The sequence below is a fragment of the Streptomyces sp. AC1-42W genome, from assembly GCF_003248355.1.
Classification (GTDB): domain Bacteria; phylum Actinomycetota; class Actinomycetes; order Streptomycetales; family Streptomycetaceae; genus Streptomyces.
Genome location: NZ_QKWY01000002.1, coordinates 1,400,530 through 1,419,111, shown reverse-complemented (window position 1 = coordinate 1,419,111; position 18,582 = coordinate 1,400,530). Strand labels below are relative to the sequence as shown.

Genomic DNA, 18,582 nt, shown 5'->3' with positions numbered 1-18,582 from the left:
TCCTCAGCGCAGCTTGGGGTCGAGGGCGTCGCGCACCGCGTCGCCGAGCATGATGAAGGCGAGCACGGTGAGGGCCAGTGCGCCCGCCGGCCAGAGGAGCATGTGCGGGGCGTTGCGGATGTACTGGGACGCCGCCGAGATGTCGATGCCCCAGGAGACGGCGGGCGGCTTGAGGCCGACGCCGAGGAACGACAGGGTCGCCTCCAGGGAGATGTACGTGCCCAGCGCGATGGTCGCCACGACGATGACCGGGGCGACGGCGTTCGGCGCGATGTGGCGCAGCATCATCCGGCTGTTGGAGGCGCCGAGGGCACGGGCCGCCTGGACGTAGTCGTTGTGCTTGGCGGTGATGACGGAGCCGCGGGCGATGCGGGCGATCTGCGGCCAGCCGAGGAGCACGATGAAGCCGACCACCGGCCAGACGGTGGAGCTGGTCACCACGGAGAGGAAGACCAGGCCGCCGAGGACGACGGGGATACCGAAGAAGATGTCGGTGAGGCGGGAGAGGATCGCGTCCCACCAGCCGCCGAAGAACCCCGCGAAGCCGCCCAGGACGCTGCCGATGAGGGCGACGCCGAGGGTGGAGCAGATGCCGACGGTGACGGAGTTGCGGGCGCCGTGGACGACGCGGGTGTAGACGTCGCAGCCCTGTCCGTCGTAGCCGAAGGGGTGGCCCGGCTGGGAGCCCTGCTGGGCCTTGCCGAGGTCGCAGTCGAGCGGGTCGCCGGAGGCGATGAGCTGCGGCCAGATCGAGATGACCACCAGGAAGAGGATGATCAGGGCGGAGATGATGAAGATCGGGTTGCGGCGCAGGTCGCGCAGGGCGTCGGACCACAGGCTCTGCGGCTTGGTCTCGGGTCCGGTGCCCTCGGGGCCGCCGGGCGTCTTCTCCAGGCTGTCGCCCTCGTCGAGCGCGAGGTCCATCGGGCCGCCCGTGCCGGCCGCCGAGATCGCCTCGTCCGGTGTCTGGTCAGGCATAGCGAATCCTCGGGTCGAGTACGGCGTAGAGCAGGTCGACGATCAGGTTGGCCGCCAGGAAGACGAGCACCAGGATCGTGACGAAGCCGACGACGGTCTGCGAGTTCTGCCGCAGGATGCCCTGGTAGAGCTGGTAGCCGACGCCGTGGATGTTGAAGATCCGCTCGGTGACGATCGCCCCGCCCATGAGCGCGCCCACGTCGGTGCCGATGAAGGTGACGACGGGGATCAGCGAGTTGCGCAGCAGATGCCGGACGACCACGCGGCGCCGGGGCAGGCCCTTGGCGGTGGCGGTGCGGATGTAGTCGGCGCGGGTGTTCTCGGCGATCGAGGTGCGGGTGAGCCGGGTGACGTACGCCAGGGAGACGGAGGCGACCACCAGGCCGGGGATGATCAGCTCGTTGAGGGGGGCCTCCGGTGAGACGGAGGGCTTGATGACGCCCCACTGGACGCCCAGGAGCAGCTGGAGCAGCAGACCGGTGACGAAGGTCGGGATCGAGATGACGATCAGCGTCAGGATCAGCACGGTGGTGTCCACGGGCCGGCCGCGGCGCAGTCCGGTGACGACGCCGAGGCTGATGCCGATGACGATCTCGAAGAAGATCGCGACGAGGGTGAGGCGGATGGTGATGGGGAAGGCGGTGCCCATCAGCTCGGTGACCTTCTGCCCGTTGAACGCGGTGCCGAAGTCGCCGGTGAAGACGTTGCCCATGTAGGTGAGGTATTGCTGCCAGACCGGCTTGTCGAGGCCGAATTCGGAGCGGAGTTGGGCGGCGGTCGCCGGGTCGCACTGGCGGTCGCCGCAGAGACCCGCGATGGGGTCGCCCATCACGTTCACCATCAGGAAGATCAACAGCGTGGTGCCGAAGAAGACCGGGATCATCTGCAGCAGCCGCCGGATCACATAACGTCCCATGAAGGGCTCCGGGGGTCGCGGGGGTCGGAGGCTGGGGAGTCGGGCGGCGGAGCGGCCGGGCGGCCCGCGCCGTCGCGCGCGGGCCGCCCGGCTCCGTTCCCTACTTGACCTTGATCTGCTCGTACACCGGGACGCTGAACTGGTTCAGCGAGACGTCGGTGATGTTCTCCGAGTAGCCGGCGCTGCCGTTCTGGTACCAGAGCGGGATGACGGGCATCTGTTCGACCATGACCCGCTCGGCGTCCTGGAAGAGGGAGACGGCCTTGGCCTTGTCCGTCTCGGCGTTGGCCTTGTCGACGAGGTCGTCGAACTTCTGGTTGCTCCACTTCCCGTCGTTGGACGAGGCGTTGGTGTAGTAGACGGGCTGGAGGAAGTTCTGGATCAGCGGGTAGTCCATCTGCCAGCCGGCGCGCCAGGGGCCGTTCAGCTTCTGCTGGGAGACCTGGCTGCGGAAGTCGGCGAAGGTGCCGATGGGGGCGCCAACGCAGGCCCGGTTGTTGCCCATGACCTTGTTGATGCTGTTGCAGACGGCGTCGACCCATTCCTTGTGCGAGCCGGTGTCGCCGTTGTACGCGATCTTGAGCTGGCCGCCGGGGATGCCGCCGCCCTCCTGGATCAGCTTCTTGGCCTCGGCGGCGTCGTAGGTGCACTCCTTGCCGCAGAGGCCCTTCTTGAAGCCGCCGTCCGCGCCGAGGACCGGCGATGTCCAGTCGGACGCGGGGGTGCGGGTCTTCTGGAAGATCTGGTTGGTGATCTGCTCCCGGTTGATCGCCATCGACAGGCCCTGGCGGACCTTGGCCCCGTCGGGGGTGTCCCACTGCTTGTCGTAGAACGGGAACGCGAGGGTCTGGATGATGCCGGCCGGGGTGTTGATGTAGCGGTCGCCGAGGTCCGACTTGACGTTCTTGAGCTGGGAGGCGGGCACGTCGTCGACGAGGTCGAGGTTGCCCGCGGTCAGGTCGGTGTAGGCGGTGTTGTTGTCGGTGTAGACCTTGAGGTCGATGCCGCCGTTCTGCGCCTTGTCGTCGCCGGGGTAGTCGTCCCACTTGCGCAGGCTCATCGAGGAGCCCTTGGTGTACTTCTCGATGGTGTACGGGCCGTTGCCGACCGGCTTGGAGAGCCAGCCGGCGTGGTCGGTGAAGAAGGACTTGGGCAGCGGGGCGAAGGCCGGGTAGCCGAGCGTGTCGGGCCACAGCGAGAACTTCTGCGACAGCTTGACGGTGAACGTCATGTCGTTGACGATCTTGAGTCCGGAGAGCGAGGTGGCACTCGCCTTGCCGGACTCCGGGTGGACGTCCTCGTAGCCGTCGATGTAGCCGAAGAAGTAGGCGTTCTTCTGGTTGTTCTTCAGCGCGGCACCGTAGTTCCAGGCGTCCACGAAGGACTTGGCGGTGATCTTCTCGCCGTTGCTGAAGGTCCAGCCGTCCTTCACCGTGACGGTGAAGTTCTGGTTGTCCTTGGTCTCGATCTTCTCGGCGAGCATGTTCAGGGCCTCGCCGGTCTTCGGGTCGTACCTCTTGAGACCCCGGAAGATCATGTCGAGCACCTTGCCGCCCTGCACCTCGTTGGTGTTGGCCGGCTCCAGGGGGTTCTGCGGGTCGCCCCACGAGGAGCTCACGATTCCGTCGGCGCCACCTCCGCCGCCGCCGCTGTCGCTTCCGCCGCAGGCCGTCGCCGCCAGGGCGACGGCCGCCGCGCATGCGGCCCACTTGACGTGTGTGGCTCCGCGCATGGAGTGCCTCCTCATAGTGCTCCGGCTCACGTGAGGATAAATATCACCCCATAACGGTCCTGATGCATATATACACCCGCCATACGTGTCATCAAGGGCGCAAAAGGGGCCGTAGGGCGGGGGTGCGGACGCACTCCACGAGGCCGGGGCGAGGGGCGCGGCACCGGAGCGGTCCCCCCCCCCCCCCCCCCCCCCCCCCCCCCCCCCGCCCGGCGGGGCGGCGGGAACGGAATCCACGCTTCCCCGCACAGAACCTCAATACTCCATCAATTCCCTTACATATCACCGGTGTTCATCCATAACGTGACGCGTGCACCACCCGAGAAGGCCCACGTACAGGAGGACCTGCGTGAAGCGCGTCATCAGTTGCACAGCGACTGGGCGAAGCCCGGCGTGACCATCTCCTACGCCAAGAACAAGACCGGTTCCTGGACCGCGACCGGGACGGCGACCGTCGGCGCCGAGGCGGGCATCATCTTCGCCAAGGCGTCGACCTCCTTCAGCGTCTCCGTCGGCAAGACCTGGTCCAAGTCGGACACCTGGACGTATGCCGCCAAGGTGGAGAAGAAGAAGGGCAAGACCCGCGGCCGGCTGATGATGTACCACGAGGCCAAGGGCTTCAGCGTGACGAAGTACCGGATGGTGCCCAAGAACACCGGCGGCTGCAAGAAGAGCAAGGTCTGGAAGAAGAGCAACAACATCGCCCCGGTGAAGCGGAACAACAACCTCTGGGGCATCCAGTACCAGTAGCACGGCGGGCCCGGCGCGAACCGTCATGAACAGCGGAGGGTGACGGACCGCCCGGACGGCCCCGGTACGACGACGAAGGCGCCCCGGAACCGATGGGTTCCGGGGCGCCTTCCGTCGTGCGCGGCGTTACGAGGCCGCGCCGACCACGTCCTTCTCCTCCGCGAAGTGGCAGGCCGACTCGTGGGCGGCCGGCGACTTCGTGTCCTTGAAGCGCTCGGGGACCGCGAGGAGCGGCACCTCGGTGGCGCACTTGTCCTGCGCCTTCCAGCAGCGGGTGCGGAAGCGGCAGCCGGACGGCGGGTTGGCCGGCGAGGGGACGTCACCGCTGAGGATGATCCGCTCGCGGCCCTCGCGGGCGGCCGGGTCGGGGACCGGGACCGCCGACAGCAGCGCCTGGGTGTAGGGGTGCGTCGGGTGGTCGTAGATCTGGACGTCCGTACCGATCTCGGCCATCTTGCCGAGGTACATGACGCCGACCCGGTCGGAGATGTGCCGCACGATCGACAGGTCGTGCGCGATGAAGAGGTAGGAGAGGTTGAACTCGTCCTGGAGCTTCTCCATCAGGTTGACGACCTGCGCCTGCACCGACACGTCGAGCGCGGAGACCGGCTCGTCGCAGATGATGATCTCCGGGTTGAGCGCGAGGCCGCGGGCGATGCCGATGCGCTGGCGCTGGCCGCCGGAGAACTGGTGCGGGTAGCGGTTGATGTACTCCGGGTTGAGGCCGACGACGTCCAGCAGATCCTGGACCCTGCGCCGCCGGTCGCCCTTGGGGGCCACCTCGGGATGGATCTCGTACGGTTCCCCGATGATGTCGCCCACCGTCATACGGGGGTTGAGCGAGGTGTACGGGTCCTGGAACACCATCTGGATGTTGCGGCGCACGGCCTTCAGCGCGCGGCCGGACAGCTTGGTGATGTCCTGGCCCTTGAAGAAGACCTCGCCCGCGGTGGCCCGCTCCAGCGTCATCAGGAGCTTGGCGACCGTGGACTTGCCGCAGCCGGACTCGCCGACGATGCCGAGGGTCTCGCCCGCGTACAGGTCGAACGAGATGCCGTCGACGGCCTTGACCGCGCCGACCTGCTTCTTGAAGAGGATGCCCTGCGTCAGCGGGAAGTGCTTGACGAGGTTGCGCACCTGGAGGATCGGCTCGCCCTTCGACACGGGCGCGTCGATGGCGGCAACGGCCTCCGCCTCGCTCGCCGCGTCGACGGTCTCGACGTCGGAGACGTTGGGCGTGGCGTCCACGGGCTCCTTCGAGATGTCAGCCATGGATCGTCTCCTTCCAGAAGTGACAGGCGCTGCGGCGGCCGGCCAGCTCGGTGCCGTCCTGTCCGGTCACCGGCTGGAGGGCCGGGATGTCGGAGCGGCAGATGTCCTGGGCCACGGTGCAGCGCGGGTTGAACGCACAGCCCGAGGGCACGTTCAGCAGGTTGGGCGGCAGGCCCTTGATCGCGAAGAGCTCCTGGCCCTTCTGGTCCAGGCGCGGGATCGAGGCCAGCAGACCCTTGGTGTACGGGTGCGCGGGCGCCTTGTAGATGTCGTGGACCGGGGCGGTCTCGACGATCCGGCCCGCGTACATCACCGCGATCTTGTCGGCGACGTCGGCGACGACACCCAGGTCGTGGGTGATGAGGATCAGGCCCATGTTGTACTCGCGCTGGAGCTCCGCGAGCAGGTCCATCACCTGGGCCTGGACGGTCACGTCGAGCGCGGTGGTCGGCTCGTCCGCGATGATCAGGTCCGGCTCCAGGGCGAGCGCCATCGCGATCATGATGCGCTGGCGCATACCGCCGGAGAACTGGTGCGGGTAGTCCGAGACCCGGGCCGCGGCGGCCGGGATCTTCACCTGGTCCATCAGCTCGATGGCCTTGGCGCGGGCTTCCTTCTTGGACAGGCCCTGGTGGACCCGGAACATCTCGCCGAGCTGGTAGCCGACGGTGAGGACCGGGTTCAGCGAGGAGAGCGCGTCCTGGAAGATCATGGCGATCTTCTGGCCGCGGATCTTGCGGCGCTCCTCGTAGGACATCTTGAGCATGTCCTGGCCGCGGAAGAGGATCTCGCCCTGCGGGATCTTTCCGGGCGGCATGTCGAGGATGCCCATGATGGCCTGCGCCGTCACGGACTTGCCCGAGCCGGACTCACCGAGGACGGCGAGGGTCTCGCCGGCGTCCACGCTGTAGTTGACACCGTTGACGGCCTTGGCCACACCGTCGCGGGTGTGGAACTCCACGTGCAGGTCACGGACTTCGAGCAGAGGACCGACGTGGTCGTCCCCCCGGCGTGCGGACGGGACTTCGGCGGTCTTGTTGATGGTGGCCACGTTCGCCCTCCTATCGCGACTTCGGATCGAGGGCGTTGCGGACGGCTTCGCCGAGCATGATGAACGCCAGAACGGTGATGCTGAGCATGATCGACGGGTACAGCAGGATGTGCTGCGCGACGCGGATCGAGCTGGACCCGGCGGAGATGTCGGTACCCCAGGAGATCGTCGGATCGGCGAGACCGAGACCCAGGTAGGACAACGTCGCCTCGGCCGAGATGTACACGCCCAGCGAGATGGTGGCGACCACGATGACCGGCGCCATGACGTTGGGCAAGATGTGCCGGAAGAGAATCCGAACGGTGCCGGCACCGAGAGCTCGGGCGGCCTGTACGTAGTCGGCCTCCTTGGCGGTGATGACCGCACCACGCATGACGCGCGCGATCTGGGTCCAACCGAGGAACGCGAGGGCGAAGACGACCACCCAGACGGAGTGGTTGGTGAACGCCTGCAGCACGACCATGGCACCCAGCAGGAAGGGAATGCCGAGGAAGATGTTGGTGAAGAAACCGGAGAGCACCGCGTCGACCCAGCCCCCGAAGTATCCGGCGAGCATGCCGACCATGCTGCCGAAGATGCTCACCAGCAAGGTGACACAGATGCCGACGGTGACCGAGGCGCGGGTGCCATAGATGATGCGGGCGTAGACGCTCTGCCCCTGGCCGTCGTAGCCGAGCCAGCCCTCCGAGCCGATCTTGCTCAGTTCCGGCTTCTTGAGGTAGTGGTTCACCAGATCCGCGTGGGTCGGTGAAGCTCCCGTGAACCAGCCGGGGAAGACGGCTATCAGCAGAAGGATGACGATGAGGACGGACGACACCAGGAAGTAGGGGTTGCGCCGCAGGTCGACCCAGGCGTCCCCCCACAGGCTGCGTGCCTTGTCGGCCTTCACGACGGCGGTCGGGTCCGTCACGGGTCCGTTGACGTCCTGGGGCGCGGGTGCGGTCTTGGTCACGTCAGGCATAACGGATCCTCGGGTCCAGGACCGCGTACAGCAGGTCGACGATCAGGGTCATGAACAGGTAGACGAGCACCAGGATGGTGACGAGGCCCACCAGGGTGGTGCCCTCACGCCGGGTGATCGACTCGACGATGGTGCCGCCGACGCCCTTGACGTTGAAGACGGACTCGGTGACGACCGCACCGCCCATCAGGGCGCCCAGGTCGGTGCCGAGGAAGGTGATGACGGGGATCATCGAGTTGCGCATCAGGTGCACACCGATGATGCGGCGCTTGGGAAGTCCCTTGGCGACGGCCGTACGCATGTAGTCGGACCGCAGGTTCTCGGCCATCGTCGTACGGGTCAGTCGTGCCACGTACGCGAGGGAGAGCGAGCCGAGCACGATGGCCGGTGTCACCAGTTCGCTCCAGGTCGCCTCGTTGGAGACGTTGGGCGAGATGATGCCCAGCTGGTCGGCGAAGACGGACTTCACGATGTGCGCCAGCACGAAGACCGGGATCGAGATGATCAGCAGCGTCAGGATGAGGACCGCGTTGTCGGCCAGCCGGCCGGCCCGCAGACCCGCGATCATGCCCAGGCCGATGCCGAGGATGATCTCGATGACGAACGCCATGCCCGCAAGGCGCAGGGTGACCGGGAAGGCGTCGCCGAGCACGTCGGTGACGGGGCGCCCGCTGGCTATCTGGTCGCCGAAGTCCTGATGAAGGATCATGCCCTTCATGTAGTCCCAGTACTGCACCAGAATCGGCTGGTCCAGACCGAGCTTGTGCCGCATCGCTTCCAGAGTGGCCGGGTCGGCCCCCTTGTCCCCGAAGAGCCCGCGCACGGGGTCGCCGGGCAGCGTGTAGACCATCAGGAAGATCAGCAGCGTTGTCCCGAGGAAGACCGGGATCATCTGGAGCAGTCGTCGTGCGACATAGCGCCCCATCATGCCTCCATGTAATAGGCGGCGGCAGCCAACGGGCCCTTCCCCGTGCCGACTGCCCCTGAAGGGTGGGTCGGTTGCGTGGAAGGGCCCCCCGGCCACTGCGTGCGGCAGGCGCGGGACCGTTTCAGCAGTGGTCCCGCGCGTGCGCGCGGACTACGTCGGTGTGGTTACTTCTTGACTTCGATCTGCGTCAGGATCGGGTCGCCGTCCTGGGCGTAGTCGACGTTCTGGACCTTCTCCGAGTAGCCGGCGTTGACCTTGTAGTACCAGAGCGGGATGGAGGGCATGTAGTTCACCAGCTCCTTCTCGATCTTCTGGTACGCGGCGACGGACTCCTCGAGGGAGGCGGCGGAGTCGGCCTTCTTGATCTCCGCGTCCAGGCCCTTGTTCGAGAAGTCGCCCTGGTTGCCCGCGGCGCCGGTACGGAACAGGTCCGAGATGAAGTTGGCGTTCACCGGGTAGTCGAGCACCCAGCCGGAGCGGTACAGGGACTTGACCTGCTTGTCGTCACGCGCGTTGGTGTCGGCCTGGAAGTCGGCCTTCGAGTCGCCGGTGCACTTGACGCCGGTCGACTGCGTGATGCTGTTGCAGACCGCCTCGACCCATTCCTTGTGGCCGCCGTCGGCGTTGAACTGGATCGAGATCTTGTTGCCCGGGACGCCGCCGCCGTCCTTGATGAGCTTCTTGGCCTTGGCGGGGTCGTACTTGGTGATGTCGCCGGTGGCGTTCGGCTGGTAGCCGAGCACGCCCTTGGCGACCCAGCCGGTGGCCGGCTCGCGGGTGCCCTGCAGCACGGTCTTGGTGATCGTGTCGCGGTCGATGCCCATCGACAGGCCCTGGAGGACCTTCGGGTCGATGTCCTTCCACTGGTCGGTGTAGAAGGCCACGGCGATGGTCTGGATCGCCGAGTACGCCTTGTCCACCGCGCGGTCGCCGAGGTCGGACCGGTAGACCGGGAGGTCCTTCGGGCCGATCTGGCGCAGCACGTCGACGTTGCCGGACTTCAGGTCCTCGTAGGCGGTCTCGAGGGTGGTGTAGTTCTTGAAGATCACACCACCGTTCTTCGCCTTGTCGGCACCCTTGTAGTCGTCGTTGCGCTCGACCTTGATCTGCTTCTTGTGGTCCCAGCTGACGAACTTGTACGCGCCGTTGCCGACCGGCTTCTCACCGGCGGCCTTCGGGTCGGCGTAGAAGGACTCGGGCAGCGGCGAGAAGACGGTGTAGCCGAGCTTGTACGAGAAGTACGGCAGCGGGGCGTTGAGCTCGATGGTGAACGTGTAGTCGTCCACCTTCTTCAGACCGGACATGACGTCCGACTTCGGCTTGGCCTTCGCGTCGGACGGGTGAACGTCCTCGAAGCCCTTGATGTCGGCGAACCAGGACGCGTTGGTCTGGTTGTTCTTGATGTTGGCGGCCCAGTTCCAGGCCTTGATGTAGGACTCGGCCGTGACGGGGGTGCCGTCGTGGAACTTCCAGTCCTTCTTGAGCTTGACGGTCCAGAGCTTGCTGTCCGTGGTCTCGACGGACTCGGCGTTGATCATCTCCAGCTTGCCGGAGGCGTCGTAGTCCACCAGCTGCGAGAAGATCGCGTCGGTGACGATGCTGCCGTTCGACTCCATCGTGTTGGCCGGCTGCAGCGGGTTCTGCGGCTCACCGACCTCGACGGAGAAGAAGCCGTCCGGGTTCACAGCACCCTTGGCGCTGCTCTTGTTGCCCTTGTCACCGTCGCTGTCGCCGCCACCACAGGCGGTCGCAGCCAGGGCGATGATGGCCGCTCCCGCGACCCACTTGGCGCTCTTGGCACCACGCATGGGTTTCCTCCTCATGAGTCCACTTTTGACTACAAGAAGGGCACTGGGTCGATACACCGACACCCCTGACGGTGATCGTTCAGTGCCCCTAGTGTGCTCGTGAGTCGGCGCACTCCCCACAGTGCGTGACCCATTGACCCGAGCTCAACGGAGCCAACTATTAAGTACGTCTGGGCCGTAAACCACACTTAAAGGGTCTCGGTTTGACAACATCCGTCACTTGCGCGGATCAAAATCCGGACAAAATGATCCCAGACAGACACCCCCGAAACGGACTGTTAACACATGTTTCGGAGAGCAACCTCCGATTATCGGACTATTGTGTCTCAAATACTGGACGGATCGCCGCGAAAACCGGTTGACCAAGGCGCAGGGCCCCCACAGTGTCTGTGAGGGCCCTGCGCCTGGGCAATGCCTGGAGCTGACGGATCGTCGGCCGAAAAGCGACTGGCGGTGACGGCTCAGCCGTGCTTGGCGCGCGACGCGGCGCGGTTGCGCTCCTTCTGGTCGAGAACGACCTTGCGGATGCGGACGGACTCCGGGGTCACCTCGACGCACTCGTCGTCGCGGCAGAACTCCAGGGACTGCTCCAGGGAGAGCTTGCGCGGCGGCACGATCGCCTCGAACGAGTCGGCCGACGAGGACCGCATGTTCGTGAGCTTCTTCTCCTTGGTGATGTTCACGTCCATGTCGTCGGAGCGCGAGTTCTCGCCGACGATCATGCCCTCGTACACCTCGGTGCCGGGGTCGGTGAACAGCACGCCGCGCTCCTGGAGGTTCGTCATCGCGAAGGCGGTGACGGCACCGGCGCGGTCGGCGACCAGCGAACCGTTGTTACGGGTCGACAGGGGGCCGAACCACGGCTCGTGGCCCTCGTGGATGGAGTGCGCGATGCCCGTACCGCGGGTGTTCGTCAGGAACTCGGTACGGAAGCCGATCAGACCGCGCGACGGCACGATGAACTCCATGCGGACCCAGCCGGAGCCGTGGTTCGACATGTTGTCCATACGGCCCTTGCGGACGCCCATGAGCTGCGTGACGGCGCCCATGTGCTCCTCGGGCACGTCGATCGTCATGCGCTCGACCGGCTCGTGGACCTTGCCGTCCACGTCCTTGGTGACCACCTGCGGCTTGCCGATGGTCATCTCGAAGCCCTCGCGGCGCATCTGCTCGACCAGGATGGCCAGCGCCAGCTCACCGCGGCCCTGCACCTCCCAGGCGTCGGGGCGCTCGGTCTCCAGGACGCGCAGCGACACGTTGCCGATCAGCTCGCGCTCCAGGCGGTCCTTCACCTGGCGGGCGGTGACCTTGCGGTCCTTGACCGCGGCCTTGGCGTCCGCGCCCTTGCCCGTGCCGCCCCGGCCGACCAGCGGCGAGGTGTTGGTGCCGATGGTCATCGAGATCGCGGGCTCGTCCACCGTGATCAGCGGCAGCGCGACCGGGTTCTCCGGGTCGGCGAGGGTCTCACCGATCATGATCTCCGGGATACCGGCGACGGCGCAGATGTCACCGGGGCCGGCCACCTCGGCGGGCTTGCGGGTGAGCGCCTCGGTCATCATCAGCTCGGTGATGCGCACGTTCTGGATCGAGCCGTCGCGCTTGATCCAGGCGACCGTCTGGCCCTTGCGCAGCTCGCCCTGCTCGACGCGGAGCAGCGCGATGCGGCCGAGGAAGTTGTCGGCGTCGAGGTTGGTGACGTGCGCCTGGAGCGGGGCGTCCTCCTCGTACGTCGGGGCCGGGACGTGCTCCAGGATCGCGGTGAAGAACGGCTCCAGGTTGGTGGAGTCCGCCGGGACCGTGCCGTCCTCCGGCTTGGTCAGCGAGGCGACGCCGTCACGGCCGCACGCGTAGACGATCGGGAACTCGATCTGCTCCTCGTCCGCGTCCAGGTCGAGGAAGAGGTCGTAGGTCTCGTTGACGACCTCGTCGATGCGCGAGTCCGGGCGGTCCGTCTTGTTGATGCACAGGATGACGGGCAGGCGCTGCTGGAGCGCCTTGCGCAGCACGAAGCGGGTCTGCGGGAGCGGACCCTCGGAGGCGTCCACGAGCAGGACCACCGCGTCGACCATCGACAGACCGCGCTCGACCTCGCCGCCGAAGTCGGCGTGGCCGGGGGTGTCGATGATGTTGATCGTGATGACGTCGCCGCCATCCTTCGGGTGGTACTTGACCGCCGTGTTCTTGGCCAGGATCGTGATGCCCTTCTCACGCTCCAGGTCGTTCGAGTCCATCATGCGGTCGTCGAGCGACTCGGCCGCGTGCGCGGCGAACGAGCCGGCCTGCTTGAGCATGGCGTCGACGATGGTCGTCTTGCCGTGGTCGACGTGGGCGACGATGGCTACGTTACGGATGTCGTGGCGCGTGGGCATGGGTGGCTTGCGCTTCTCTCGGTTCGGGGCCCGCCGGGCGGACGCGCCACGGCTGACCTCCATGGTACGGGGCGGCCACGACTGCGGCTTCCCCGGCGGTTTCCCGCTGCCGGCGGGCTACTTCCGCGCACCGTCCGCCGGGGGCCCCGCGGCGCGCGGCGCCTTGTAGCCGATGTCCTGGTAGTGCGGGGCGCCGAGACCGAAGGCACCGACGTTCACCAGGGCCTTTCCGGTGGCGACGAGCTGGGGGCGCTGGAAGAGCGGGATCGATCCGGCGGCGGCCCAGATCCGGGCGTCCGCCTGCCGCATCAGGTCCTGCGCCGCCTTCTCGTCCAGCTCCGCGGCCGCCCGGTCGAAGAGCTGGTCGATGTGGTCCGTACCGACCCGGGTGTAGTTCTGCTCGACGAGCAGCGAGCCGTCGGACGCGGGGACCGGCTTGGCGAAGATCGGCCGGTCGTCCGTGGCCGGGTAGGCCGTGGCCGGCCAGGAGTACAGGGCCATGTCGTAGTCGCCGGACGCCACGTGGTCGCGGAAGTAGCTGTCGTCGGACACCTTGGTGATCACCGTGCGGATGCCGATCGTGTCGAGCATCGAGGCGATCTTCTCGCCCACGCTGCGCAGACCGGCGGAGCCGGGCCCGGACGGCAGCACGAAGCGCAGGCTCAGCGGCTTGCCGTTCTTGCCGAGCGGACCGCGCGCCGCGTCGGCGCCGCGTGCCGGGGCCGCGGTACCGGCCGGGGCGTAGGCTCCGGCGGCGCCGCCGGGCTGCCGGTCCTGGGCCGGGACGGCTTCCCGCGCGGCCTCGCCGGACTTGCCGTCGTCGGCCGCGCTCCCCTTCTCCTCCTCGTCCTTCTCCGCGCTCTTCTTCTCCGCGTCCTTCTCCGGCTTCTGCTTCTCGCCCTCGCTGCCGGCCTTGGTGCCGTCGTTGCGGTCGAGCGCCCCCTCGCGCGTCCAGCCCGCGGCGGCGAGCAGCGCCTGGGCCTTCTCGGTGTCCTGCGTGCCGAGCGCCTCGCTGCCGTCCCGGTACGCGGGCTGCCCGGCGACGGCCAGATGGCTGCCGAGCGGCTGGGCGGGCAGTCCGAGCGGCTTGAGCACGGTGTCGGCGAGCTCCTGGCGGTCCAGGGCGCGGGCGACGGCCCGGCGCACCCGGTCGTCGGCGAGCGGCCCGGACTCGCCGTTCAGCGCGAGCTGGGTGTAGGCGGGCTCCAGCGATTTGCGGACCACGTACGCGCGCAGCCCGCTCTGCTCGTCGGCGTACGCCTCGGCGGCCTCGGCCCGCTCGTCCCTGACCTCCTGCTCCTCGGCCGCCGCCTCCTCGTCGGAGCCGTGCGCGACGGCCCAGGAGCGCAGGGCCTGGGCCGGGGAGAGCGGGGCGCCGGGGCCCTGGGCGGGTGCTCCGGCGGCGCCCTCTCGGGCGGCCTGGGCGATGCGGTGGGCGGTGGTGGAGTCGATGTCGGCGACGTCCACGGTGCCCTCGGCCAGGGCCTCGGTACGGTCCTTGGGCTCGACGGCCTTGAAGACGAGGGAGTCCAGCTTGGCGCGGCTGCCCCACCAGCGCGGGTCGCGGGTCAGCGTGACGGCCTTGGTCTTCTTGTCGACCTCGCGCAGCCGGAACGGGCCGGCGGTGGCCTTGAGGGTGGTGCGGGCGCCCTCGTTGAAGGCGTCCGGGGAGCCGGTCACCTGCTTCGGGTAGAGGGGTGAGAACAGGGAGCGCCAGTCCGCGTAGGGCTTGGCGAAGGTGACCTTGACCTCCAGGTCGTCGGCGCCGCGCTCGATCTTCTCGATGCGCTCGTACCCGGCGTTGCGGGCGGTCCAGTACGCGGAGTCCTTGCCGCTCAGCGCCCGCCACTGGGCGACGAAGTCGGGGGCGCCGATCTCGCGGCCGTCGCTCCAGACGGCCTGCTGGTTGAGCCGGTAGACGACGACCTGGCGGGGTTCGGTCTCGGTGACCTTCGCGGATTCCAGGTAGTCCGGGTTGATTCGCGGGCGGCCCCGGGCATCCAGCGGGAAGAGGGTGGGCAGCAGGGCTCCGGTGATCCGGGTGGTGGCGCTGTCGGCGTCCGCCTGGAAGGCGTTGAGGGTGCTGGGCAGGGCGTCGATCGCCCAGGTCACCCGGCCGCCGTCGGCGACCTGGGCGCGCGCGGCGCGGGCCACGTCCTGCGGTACGACGGCGACGGCCGCCGTCTTGTCCCCGCCGGAACCGCATCCGGCCAGCACGGGGAGGGTGAGCACGCCCGCGGTGAGGAGGGCGGGCAGGCGGCGGCGCTTTCGGGCCGTCCCGCGCGGGACGCCGACGTGGGACATGGCTGGTACCTCCGGGGACGGCCCGGCCCGCGCCACGCATGAGCCGGATTGAGCGTTTTCGGGGGAATTTGCAGTTGATCACACTGATGTCGTCCCTCCACTGAAAACGCCCTCGCGCGGGAAGGCGGCCCCGACACGGCGCGGCCGCCCGAAACCTCACCCGTGCGGCGCAGGGGGCGGTGGGCAGGGCGCTCGCATCCGGCCCCTGCCTGCGGGCCGCCCCGGCGACCTGCTCGTGTCGCGGCTCCCCGAAGCTGGACATAGCCTCGCAAACGTGACTCCGCCTGTGAGCCGAACCCGGATTCCGCTGCCGGGGCGGGCGCTGCTCGCCGCACTGCTGGCGGTGTGCTGGCTGGCCCTGGCCCCCGCGCCCACCGCGTCCGCCGACGATCCGGTCACCCTGTCCCGCGAGGGGCAGATCACCGACCGGGTGGGCGCGCTCGGAGACCGCGAGCCCCGGGTGACCGCGGCCCTCGACCGGCTCTACGACACGCACCGCGTCCAGCTCTTCGTGGTGTACGTACGCGACTTCTCCGGGCGCTCCCCGCAGGACTGGGCCGACGCCACCGCCGGACGCAACGGACTCGGCCGCGACGACGTGCTGCTGGCCGTCGCCACCCACGCCCGGCAGTACGGCTACTCCCTCGACCAGGACGCGCCGCTCACCGACGCCGGGTTCCAGGAGATCGCGCGCACCGCCGTCGAACCGGCGCTCCGGCAGAACGACTGGGCGGGTGCCGCGATCGGCGCCGCCGATGGCTGCGCCGCCGTCCTGGCCGGCCGGGCCGTGCCCACCCCGGCGATCACACCGGGCCCGGCCGACCCCGGCGGCGGCTCGGGCGGCACCGGCACCGGGGACCTGCTGCTGCCGGTCGTCCTGCTCTGCGCGGTCGCGGCCGTCGCCGCGTACGCCTTCCTGCGGCGCAGGCGCCGGGCCGCCACCCGTACGACACCCGGCGCGACGGGCTGGGGCCGGGCCGCGCCGCGCGCCGCCCCGCTGCCGGAACTCGACGCGCGGGCCAAGGAGGCGCTGGTCGCCACCGACGACGCGGTCCGCACCAGCGAGGAGGAACTGGGGTTCGCGACCGCGCAGTTCGGGGAAGAGGCCGCCGCACCCTTCGCCGAGGCGGTCGCCTACGCCAGAAGCCGGCTGACGGACGCGTTCCGGCTGCGCCAGCAACTCGACGACGCCTTCCCGGAGGACGACACGGCCCGCCGCCGGATGCTGGACGAGATCCTCAGCCGCTGCGCGAACGCAGACGGCCGGCTCGACGCCGTCGCCGAGGACTTCGACCGGCTGCGCGAGCTGGAGCGCGACGCGCCGCAGGCCCTGGCCGCCGCCGAGACCGCCTTCCGCGAGCTGACCGGGCGCGTCCCGGCCGCCGAGTCCGCGCTCACCGCGATGCGCGAACGGTACGCGGAGCAGGCGTCGGCCCCCGTGGCCGGTGACGTGGAACGGGCCAGGGACCGGCTCTCCTTCGCCACCTCCTCGCTCAACGCGGCCCGGCAGGCGGTGGACGGCGGCGACCACGCGGCGGCCGCCGTACGGGTGCGGGCCGCCGAGGGCGCGATCGGCCAGGCGGCCACCCTGATCGACGGGGTGGAGAGGCGGGGGCGGGAGCTGGACGCGGCGGCGGACCGGCTGCCGGCCGCGCTCACCGAGCTGGAGACCGACCTCGCGGACGCGGGCGGGCTGCTGGAGGGCGTGTCCGAGGGGGCGTCCACCGCTGACCTGCGGGGCCGGATCGCCCGGGCCCGTTCGGTCGCCGACGACGTGCGCGAGGAGCGGGGCGGCCGCTACGACCCGATCGACGCGCTGCGCCGGGCGGAGGAGGCGGACGCCGCGCTGGACGAGGCGCTGGCCGGGGCGCGGGAGCGGGAGCGGGGCGACACCCGGGCCCGCTCGCTGCTGGAGGCGGCGATGCTCACCGCGCGCTCCTCGCTCGCCGCGGCGGCCGACTACATCACGACGAACCGGGGCGCGGTGGGCAGCGCGGCCCGGACCCGGCTGGCGGAGGGGCAGCGGCGCCTGGAGCGGGCCGCCGAGCTGGCGCGCACCGGGGACGCGCAGACCGCGCTGGCCGAGGCGCAGCGGGCGGACGCGCTGGCGGACGAGGCGCGCGCCCTGGCCGAGCAGGACGTACGCGACTACGGGCGCGGCGGACCACCCGGCGGTACGGCGGGCGGTGGCGGGGGCATGGGCGGCGCGGTCCTCGGCGGCATCCTCCTGGGCGGCCTGATGGGCGGGGGCGGCGGACGGCGCGGCATGGGAGGCGGCTTCGGTGGCTACGGCGGCATGGGCGGCGGCTACGGAGGGGGCGGGCCGGGCAGCTTCGGCGGCGGGGGGACGCGCGGCCGGCGCGGCGGTGGCGGCCGCTTCTGAGGCGGGGCGGTGGTGGCCGGCCCCGAGGCGGGGCGCCGGCCGCTTCCCGTACGCCGTCCCCGTAAACCCGTACGCCGTCCCTTTCGACCGGGCGGCCGCTCCCCGTATACGCCGTCCCCCGCCCGCGTAAACGCCGTCCCCCGTCCCCGTAAAGCCCGCCCCACGTTCCCGTAAACCCCGTGCCGCGGTCCGGCCGCGGCGAAACACAGGAGAGGTGCCATGAGCAAGCAGACGATTCTCGGACGCGTCACCCAGCTGGCGAAGGCGAACATCAACGCCCTGCTCGATCAGGCGGAGGACCCGCAGAAGATGCTGGACCAGCTGATCCGCGACTACACGGCCAACATCGCCGAGGCCGAGCAGGCGGTGGCCGCCACCATCGGCAATCTGCGGCTGATGGAGCAGGACCACCGGGAGGACGTGGAGGCGGCGCGGGAGTGGGGCGGCAAGGCGCTGGCCGCGAGCCGGAAGGCGGACGAGCTGCGGGCGGGCGGTTCGGGCCCGGAGGCGGACACGTTCGACAACCTGGCGAAGGTCGCGCTCGGGCGCCAGCTCCAGTCCGAGAAGGAGGCCGCGACCGCCGAACCGGTCATCGCCTCGCAGACCGAGGTGGTGGACAAGCTCAGGGCGGGCCTGGACCGGATGAAGGCCAAGCTGGCGGAGCTGAAGGCCAAGCGGGACGAGCTGGTGGCACGGGCCAGGTCCGCGGAGGCGCAGAACCGGATGATGGACGCCGTGGGCAGCGTCGACGTGCTCGACCCGACGAGCGAGCTGAGCCGGTTCGAGGACAAGGTGCGGCGCGAGGAGGCGCGGGCCCTGGGCAAGCAGGAGCTGGCCGCCTCCTCGCTGGACGCGCAGTTCGAGCGGCTGGACGCGCTGGGCGACAGCGCCGAGGTGGAGGCCCGCCTCGCCGCGCTGAAGACCACGAATTGAATCCTCCCCAGCTGAAGCAGGGGATTCCTGGCTCACGCTGCCTGCGGGTCAGCAACCCGGCAGGTCTTCCACGATCAACACCAGCCGGGACGAAACCTGCCCGGTTCGGCACGGAAAAGCTTGGAGGCGCATGTGCCGTCTTGGTTCTCGATCAGCACGCGTACGGAGCTTGATTCTCGCACCGCACGCCGACCAGC

General features: G+C 69.2%; 13 protein-coding genes. 3 read left to right on the top strand and 10 right to left on the bottom strand.

The window, feature by feature from the left end; all coding sequences use genetic code 11:
• Positions 1 to 3: 3 nt before the first annotated feature.
• The 3 genes from DNK56_RS24360 to DNK56_RS24350 all read right to left on the bottom strand — a co-directional run bounded on the left by DNK56_RS24360 (position 4) and on the right by DNK56_RS24350 (position 3,626).
• Positions 4 to 978 carry an ABC transporter permease gene (locus DNK56_RS24360; RefSeq protein ID WP_111337982.1) on the bottom strand — a complete coding sequence of 325 codons (975 nt, stop codon included), beginning with the start codon at positions 976 to 978 and terminating at the stop codon, positions 4 to 6.
• Positions 971 to 1,894, bottom strand: a complete 924-nt coding sequence (locus DNK56_RS24355; protein WP_111337981.1) for an ABC transporter permease — start codon at positions 1,892 to 1,894, stop codon at positions 971 to 973. The genes DNK56_RS24360 and DNK56_RS24355 overlap by 8 nt, the downstream gene beginning before the upstream one ends.
• Positions 1,895 to 1,994: 100 nt before the next feature.
• The gene (locus DNK56_RS24350; protein WP_111337980.1) at positions 1,995 to 3,626 is read right to left on the bottom strand and encodes a peptide ABC transporter substrate-binding protein; all 1,632 of its coding nucleotides are present in this window, start codon (positions 3,624 to 3,626) and stop codon (positions 1,995 to 1,997) included.
• Between the two features lie 303 nt (positions 3,627 to 3,929).
• Between DNK56_RS24350 and DNK56_RS24345 the strand changes: the two genes are divergently transcribed.
• Positions 3,930 to 4,376, top strand: a complete 447-nt coding sequence (locus DNK56_RS24345; protein ID WP_241990071.1) for a hypothetical protein — start codon at positions 3,930 to 3,932, stop codon at positions 4,374 to 4,376.
• Between the two features lie 126 nt (positions 4,377 to 4,502).
• Here the strand turns inward: DNK56_RS24345 and DNK56_RS24340 are convergent, their stop codons facing one another.
• The 7 genes from DNK56_RS24340 to DNK56_RS24310 form a co-directional block, all read right to left on the bottom strand.
• A complete protein-coding gene (locus DNK56_RS24340; RefSeq protein ID WP_111337979.1) occupies positions 4,503 to 5,648 on the bottom strand; it encodes an ABC transporter ATP-binding protein in 1,146 nt (381 codons plus the stop codon).
• Positions 5,641 to 6,699, bottom strand: a complete 1,059-nt coding sequence (locus DNK56_RS24335) for an ABC transporter ATP-binding protein (RefSeq protein ID WP_111337978.1) — start codon at positions 6,697 to 6,699, stop codon at positions 5,641 to 5,643. The genes DNK56_RS24340 and DNK56_RS24335 overlap by 8 nt, the downstream gene beginning before the upstream one ends.
• A gap of 10 nt (positions 6,700 to 6,709) precedes the next feature.
• Positions 6,710 to 7,660, bottom strand: a complete 951-nt coding sequence (locus tag DNK56_RS24330) for an ABC transporter permease (protein ID WP_111337977.1) — start codon at positions 7,658 to 7,660, stop codon at positions 6,710 to 6,712.
• Complete coding sequence (locus DNK56_RS24325) at positions 7,653 to 8,585, bottom strand: ABC transporter permease (protein ID WP_111339549.1); 933 nt, start codon at positions 8,583 to 8,585, stop codon at positions 7,653 to 7,655. The genes DNK56_RS24330 and DNK56_RS24325 overlap by 8 nt, the downstream gene beginning before the upstream one ends.
• 167 nt (positions 8,586 to 8,752) lie before the next feature.
• Positions 8,753 to 10,396 carry a peptide ABC transporter substrate-binding protein gene (locus DNK56_RS24320; RefSeq protein ID WP_111337976.1) on the bottom strand — a complete coding sequence of 548 codons (1,644 nt, stop codon included), beginning with the start codon at positions 10,394 to 10,396 and terminating at the stop codon, positions 8,753 to 8,755.
• 461 nt (positions 10,397 to 10,857) lie between these two features.
• A complete protein-coding gene (typA, locus tag DNK56_RS24315; protein ID WP_111337975.1) occupies positions 10,858 to 12,765 on the bottom strand; it encodes a translational GTPase TypA in 1,908 nt (635 codons plus the stop codon).
• Positions 12,766 to 12,882: 117 nt separating this feature from the next.
• A complete protein-coding gene (locus tag DNK56_RS24310; protein WP_111337974.1) occupies positions 12,883 to 15,069 on the bottom strand; it encodes an ABC transporter family substrate-binding protein in 2,187 nt (728 codons plus the stop codon).
• A 286-nt stretch (positions 15,070 to 15,355) separates the two neighbouring features.
• On the opposite strand from DNK56_RS24310, the gene DNK56_RS24305 reads away from it, so the two are divergent.
• Positions 15,356 to 17,452, top strand: a complete 2,097-nt coding sequence (locus DNK56_RS24305; RefSeq protein WP_111337973.1) for a TPM domain-containing protein — start codon at positions 15,356 to 15,358, stop codon at positions 17,450 to 17,452.
• 219 nt (positions 17,453 to 17,671) lie between these two features.
• On the top strand, positions 17,672 to 18,385 hold the full coding sequence (locus DNK56_RS24300; protein WP_111337972.1) for a PspA/IM30 family protein: 714 nt from the start codon (positions 17,672 to 17,674) through the stop codon (positions 18,383 to 18,385).
• Positions 18,386 to 18,582: the final 197 nt, after the last annotated feature.

Bases quoted from the DNA above. Each gene is read 5' to 3' on its own strand.
- DNK56_RS24360 (WP_111337982.1), bottom strand. From the start codon at position 978: ATGCCTGACCAGACACCGGACGAGGCGATCTCGGCGGCCGGCACGGGC.
- DNK56_RS24355 (WP_111337981.1), bottom strand. From the start codon at position 1,894: ATGGGACGTTATGTGATCCGGCGGCTGCTGCAGATGATCCCGGTCTTC.
- DNK56_RS24350 (WP_111337980.1), bottom strand. From the start codon at position 3,626: ATGCGCGGAGCCACACACGTCAAGTGGGCCGCATGCGCGGCGGCCGTC.
- DNK56_RS24340 (WP_111337979.1), bottom strand. From the start codon at position 5,648: ATGGCTGACATCTCGAAGGAGCCCGTGGACGCCACGCCCAACGTCTCC.
- DNK56_RS24330 (WP_111337977.1), bottom strand. From the start codon at position 7,660: ATGCCTGACGTGACCAAGACCGCACCCGCGCCCCAGGACGTCAACGGA.
- DNK56_RS24325 (WP_111339549.1), bottom strand. From the start codon at position 8,585: ATGGGGCGCTATGTCGCACGACGACTGCTCCAGATGATCCCGGTCTTC.
- DNK56_RS24320 (WP_111337976.1), bottom strand. From the start codon at position 10,396: ATGCGTGGTGCCAAGAGCGCCAAGTGGGTCGCGGGAGCGGCCATCATC.
- typA (WP_111337975.1), bottom strand. From the start codon at position 12,765: ATGCCCACGCGCCACGACATCCGTAACGTAGCCATCGTCGCCCACGTC.
- DNK56_RS24310 (WP_111337974.1), bottom strand. From the start codon at position 15,069: ATGTCCCACGTCGGCGTCCCGCGCGGGACGGCCCGAAAGCGCCGCCGC.
- DNK56_RS24300 (WP_111337972.1), top strand. From the start codon at position 17,672: ATGAGCAAGCAGACGATTCTCGGACGCGTCACCCAGCTGGCGAAGGCG.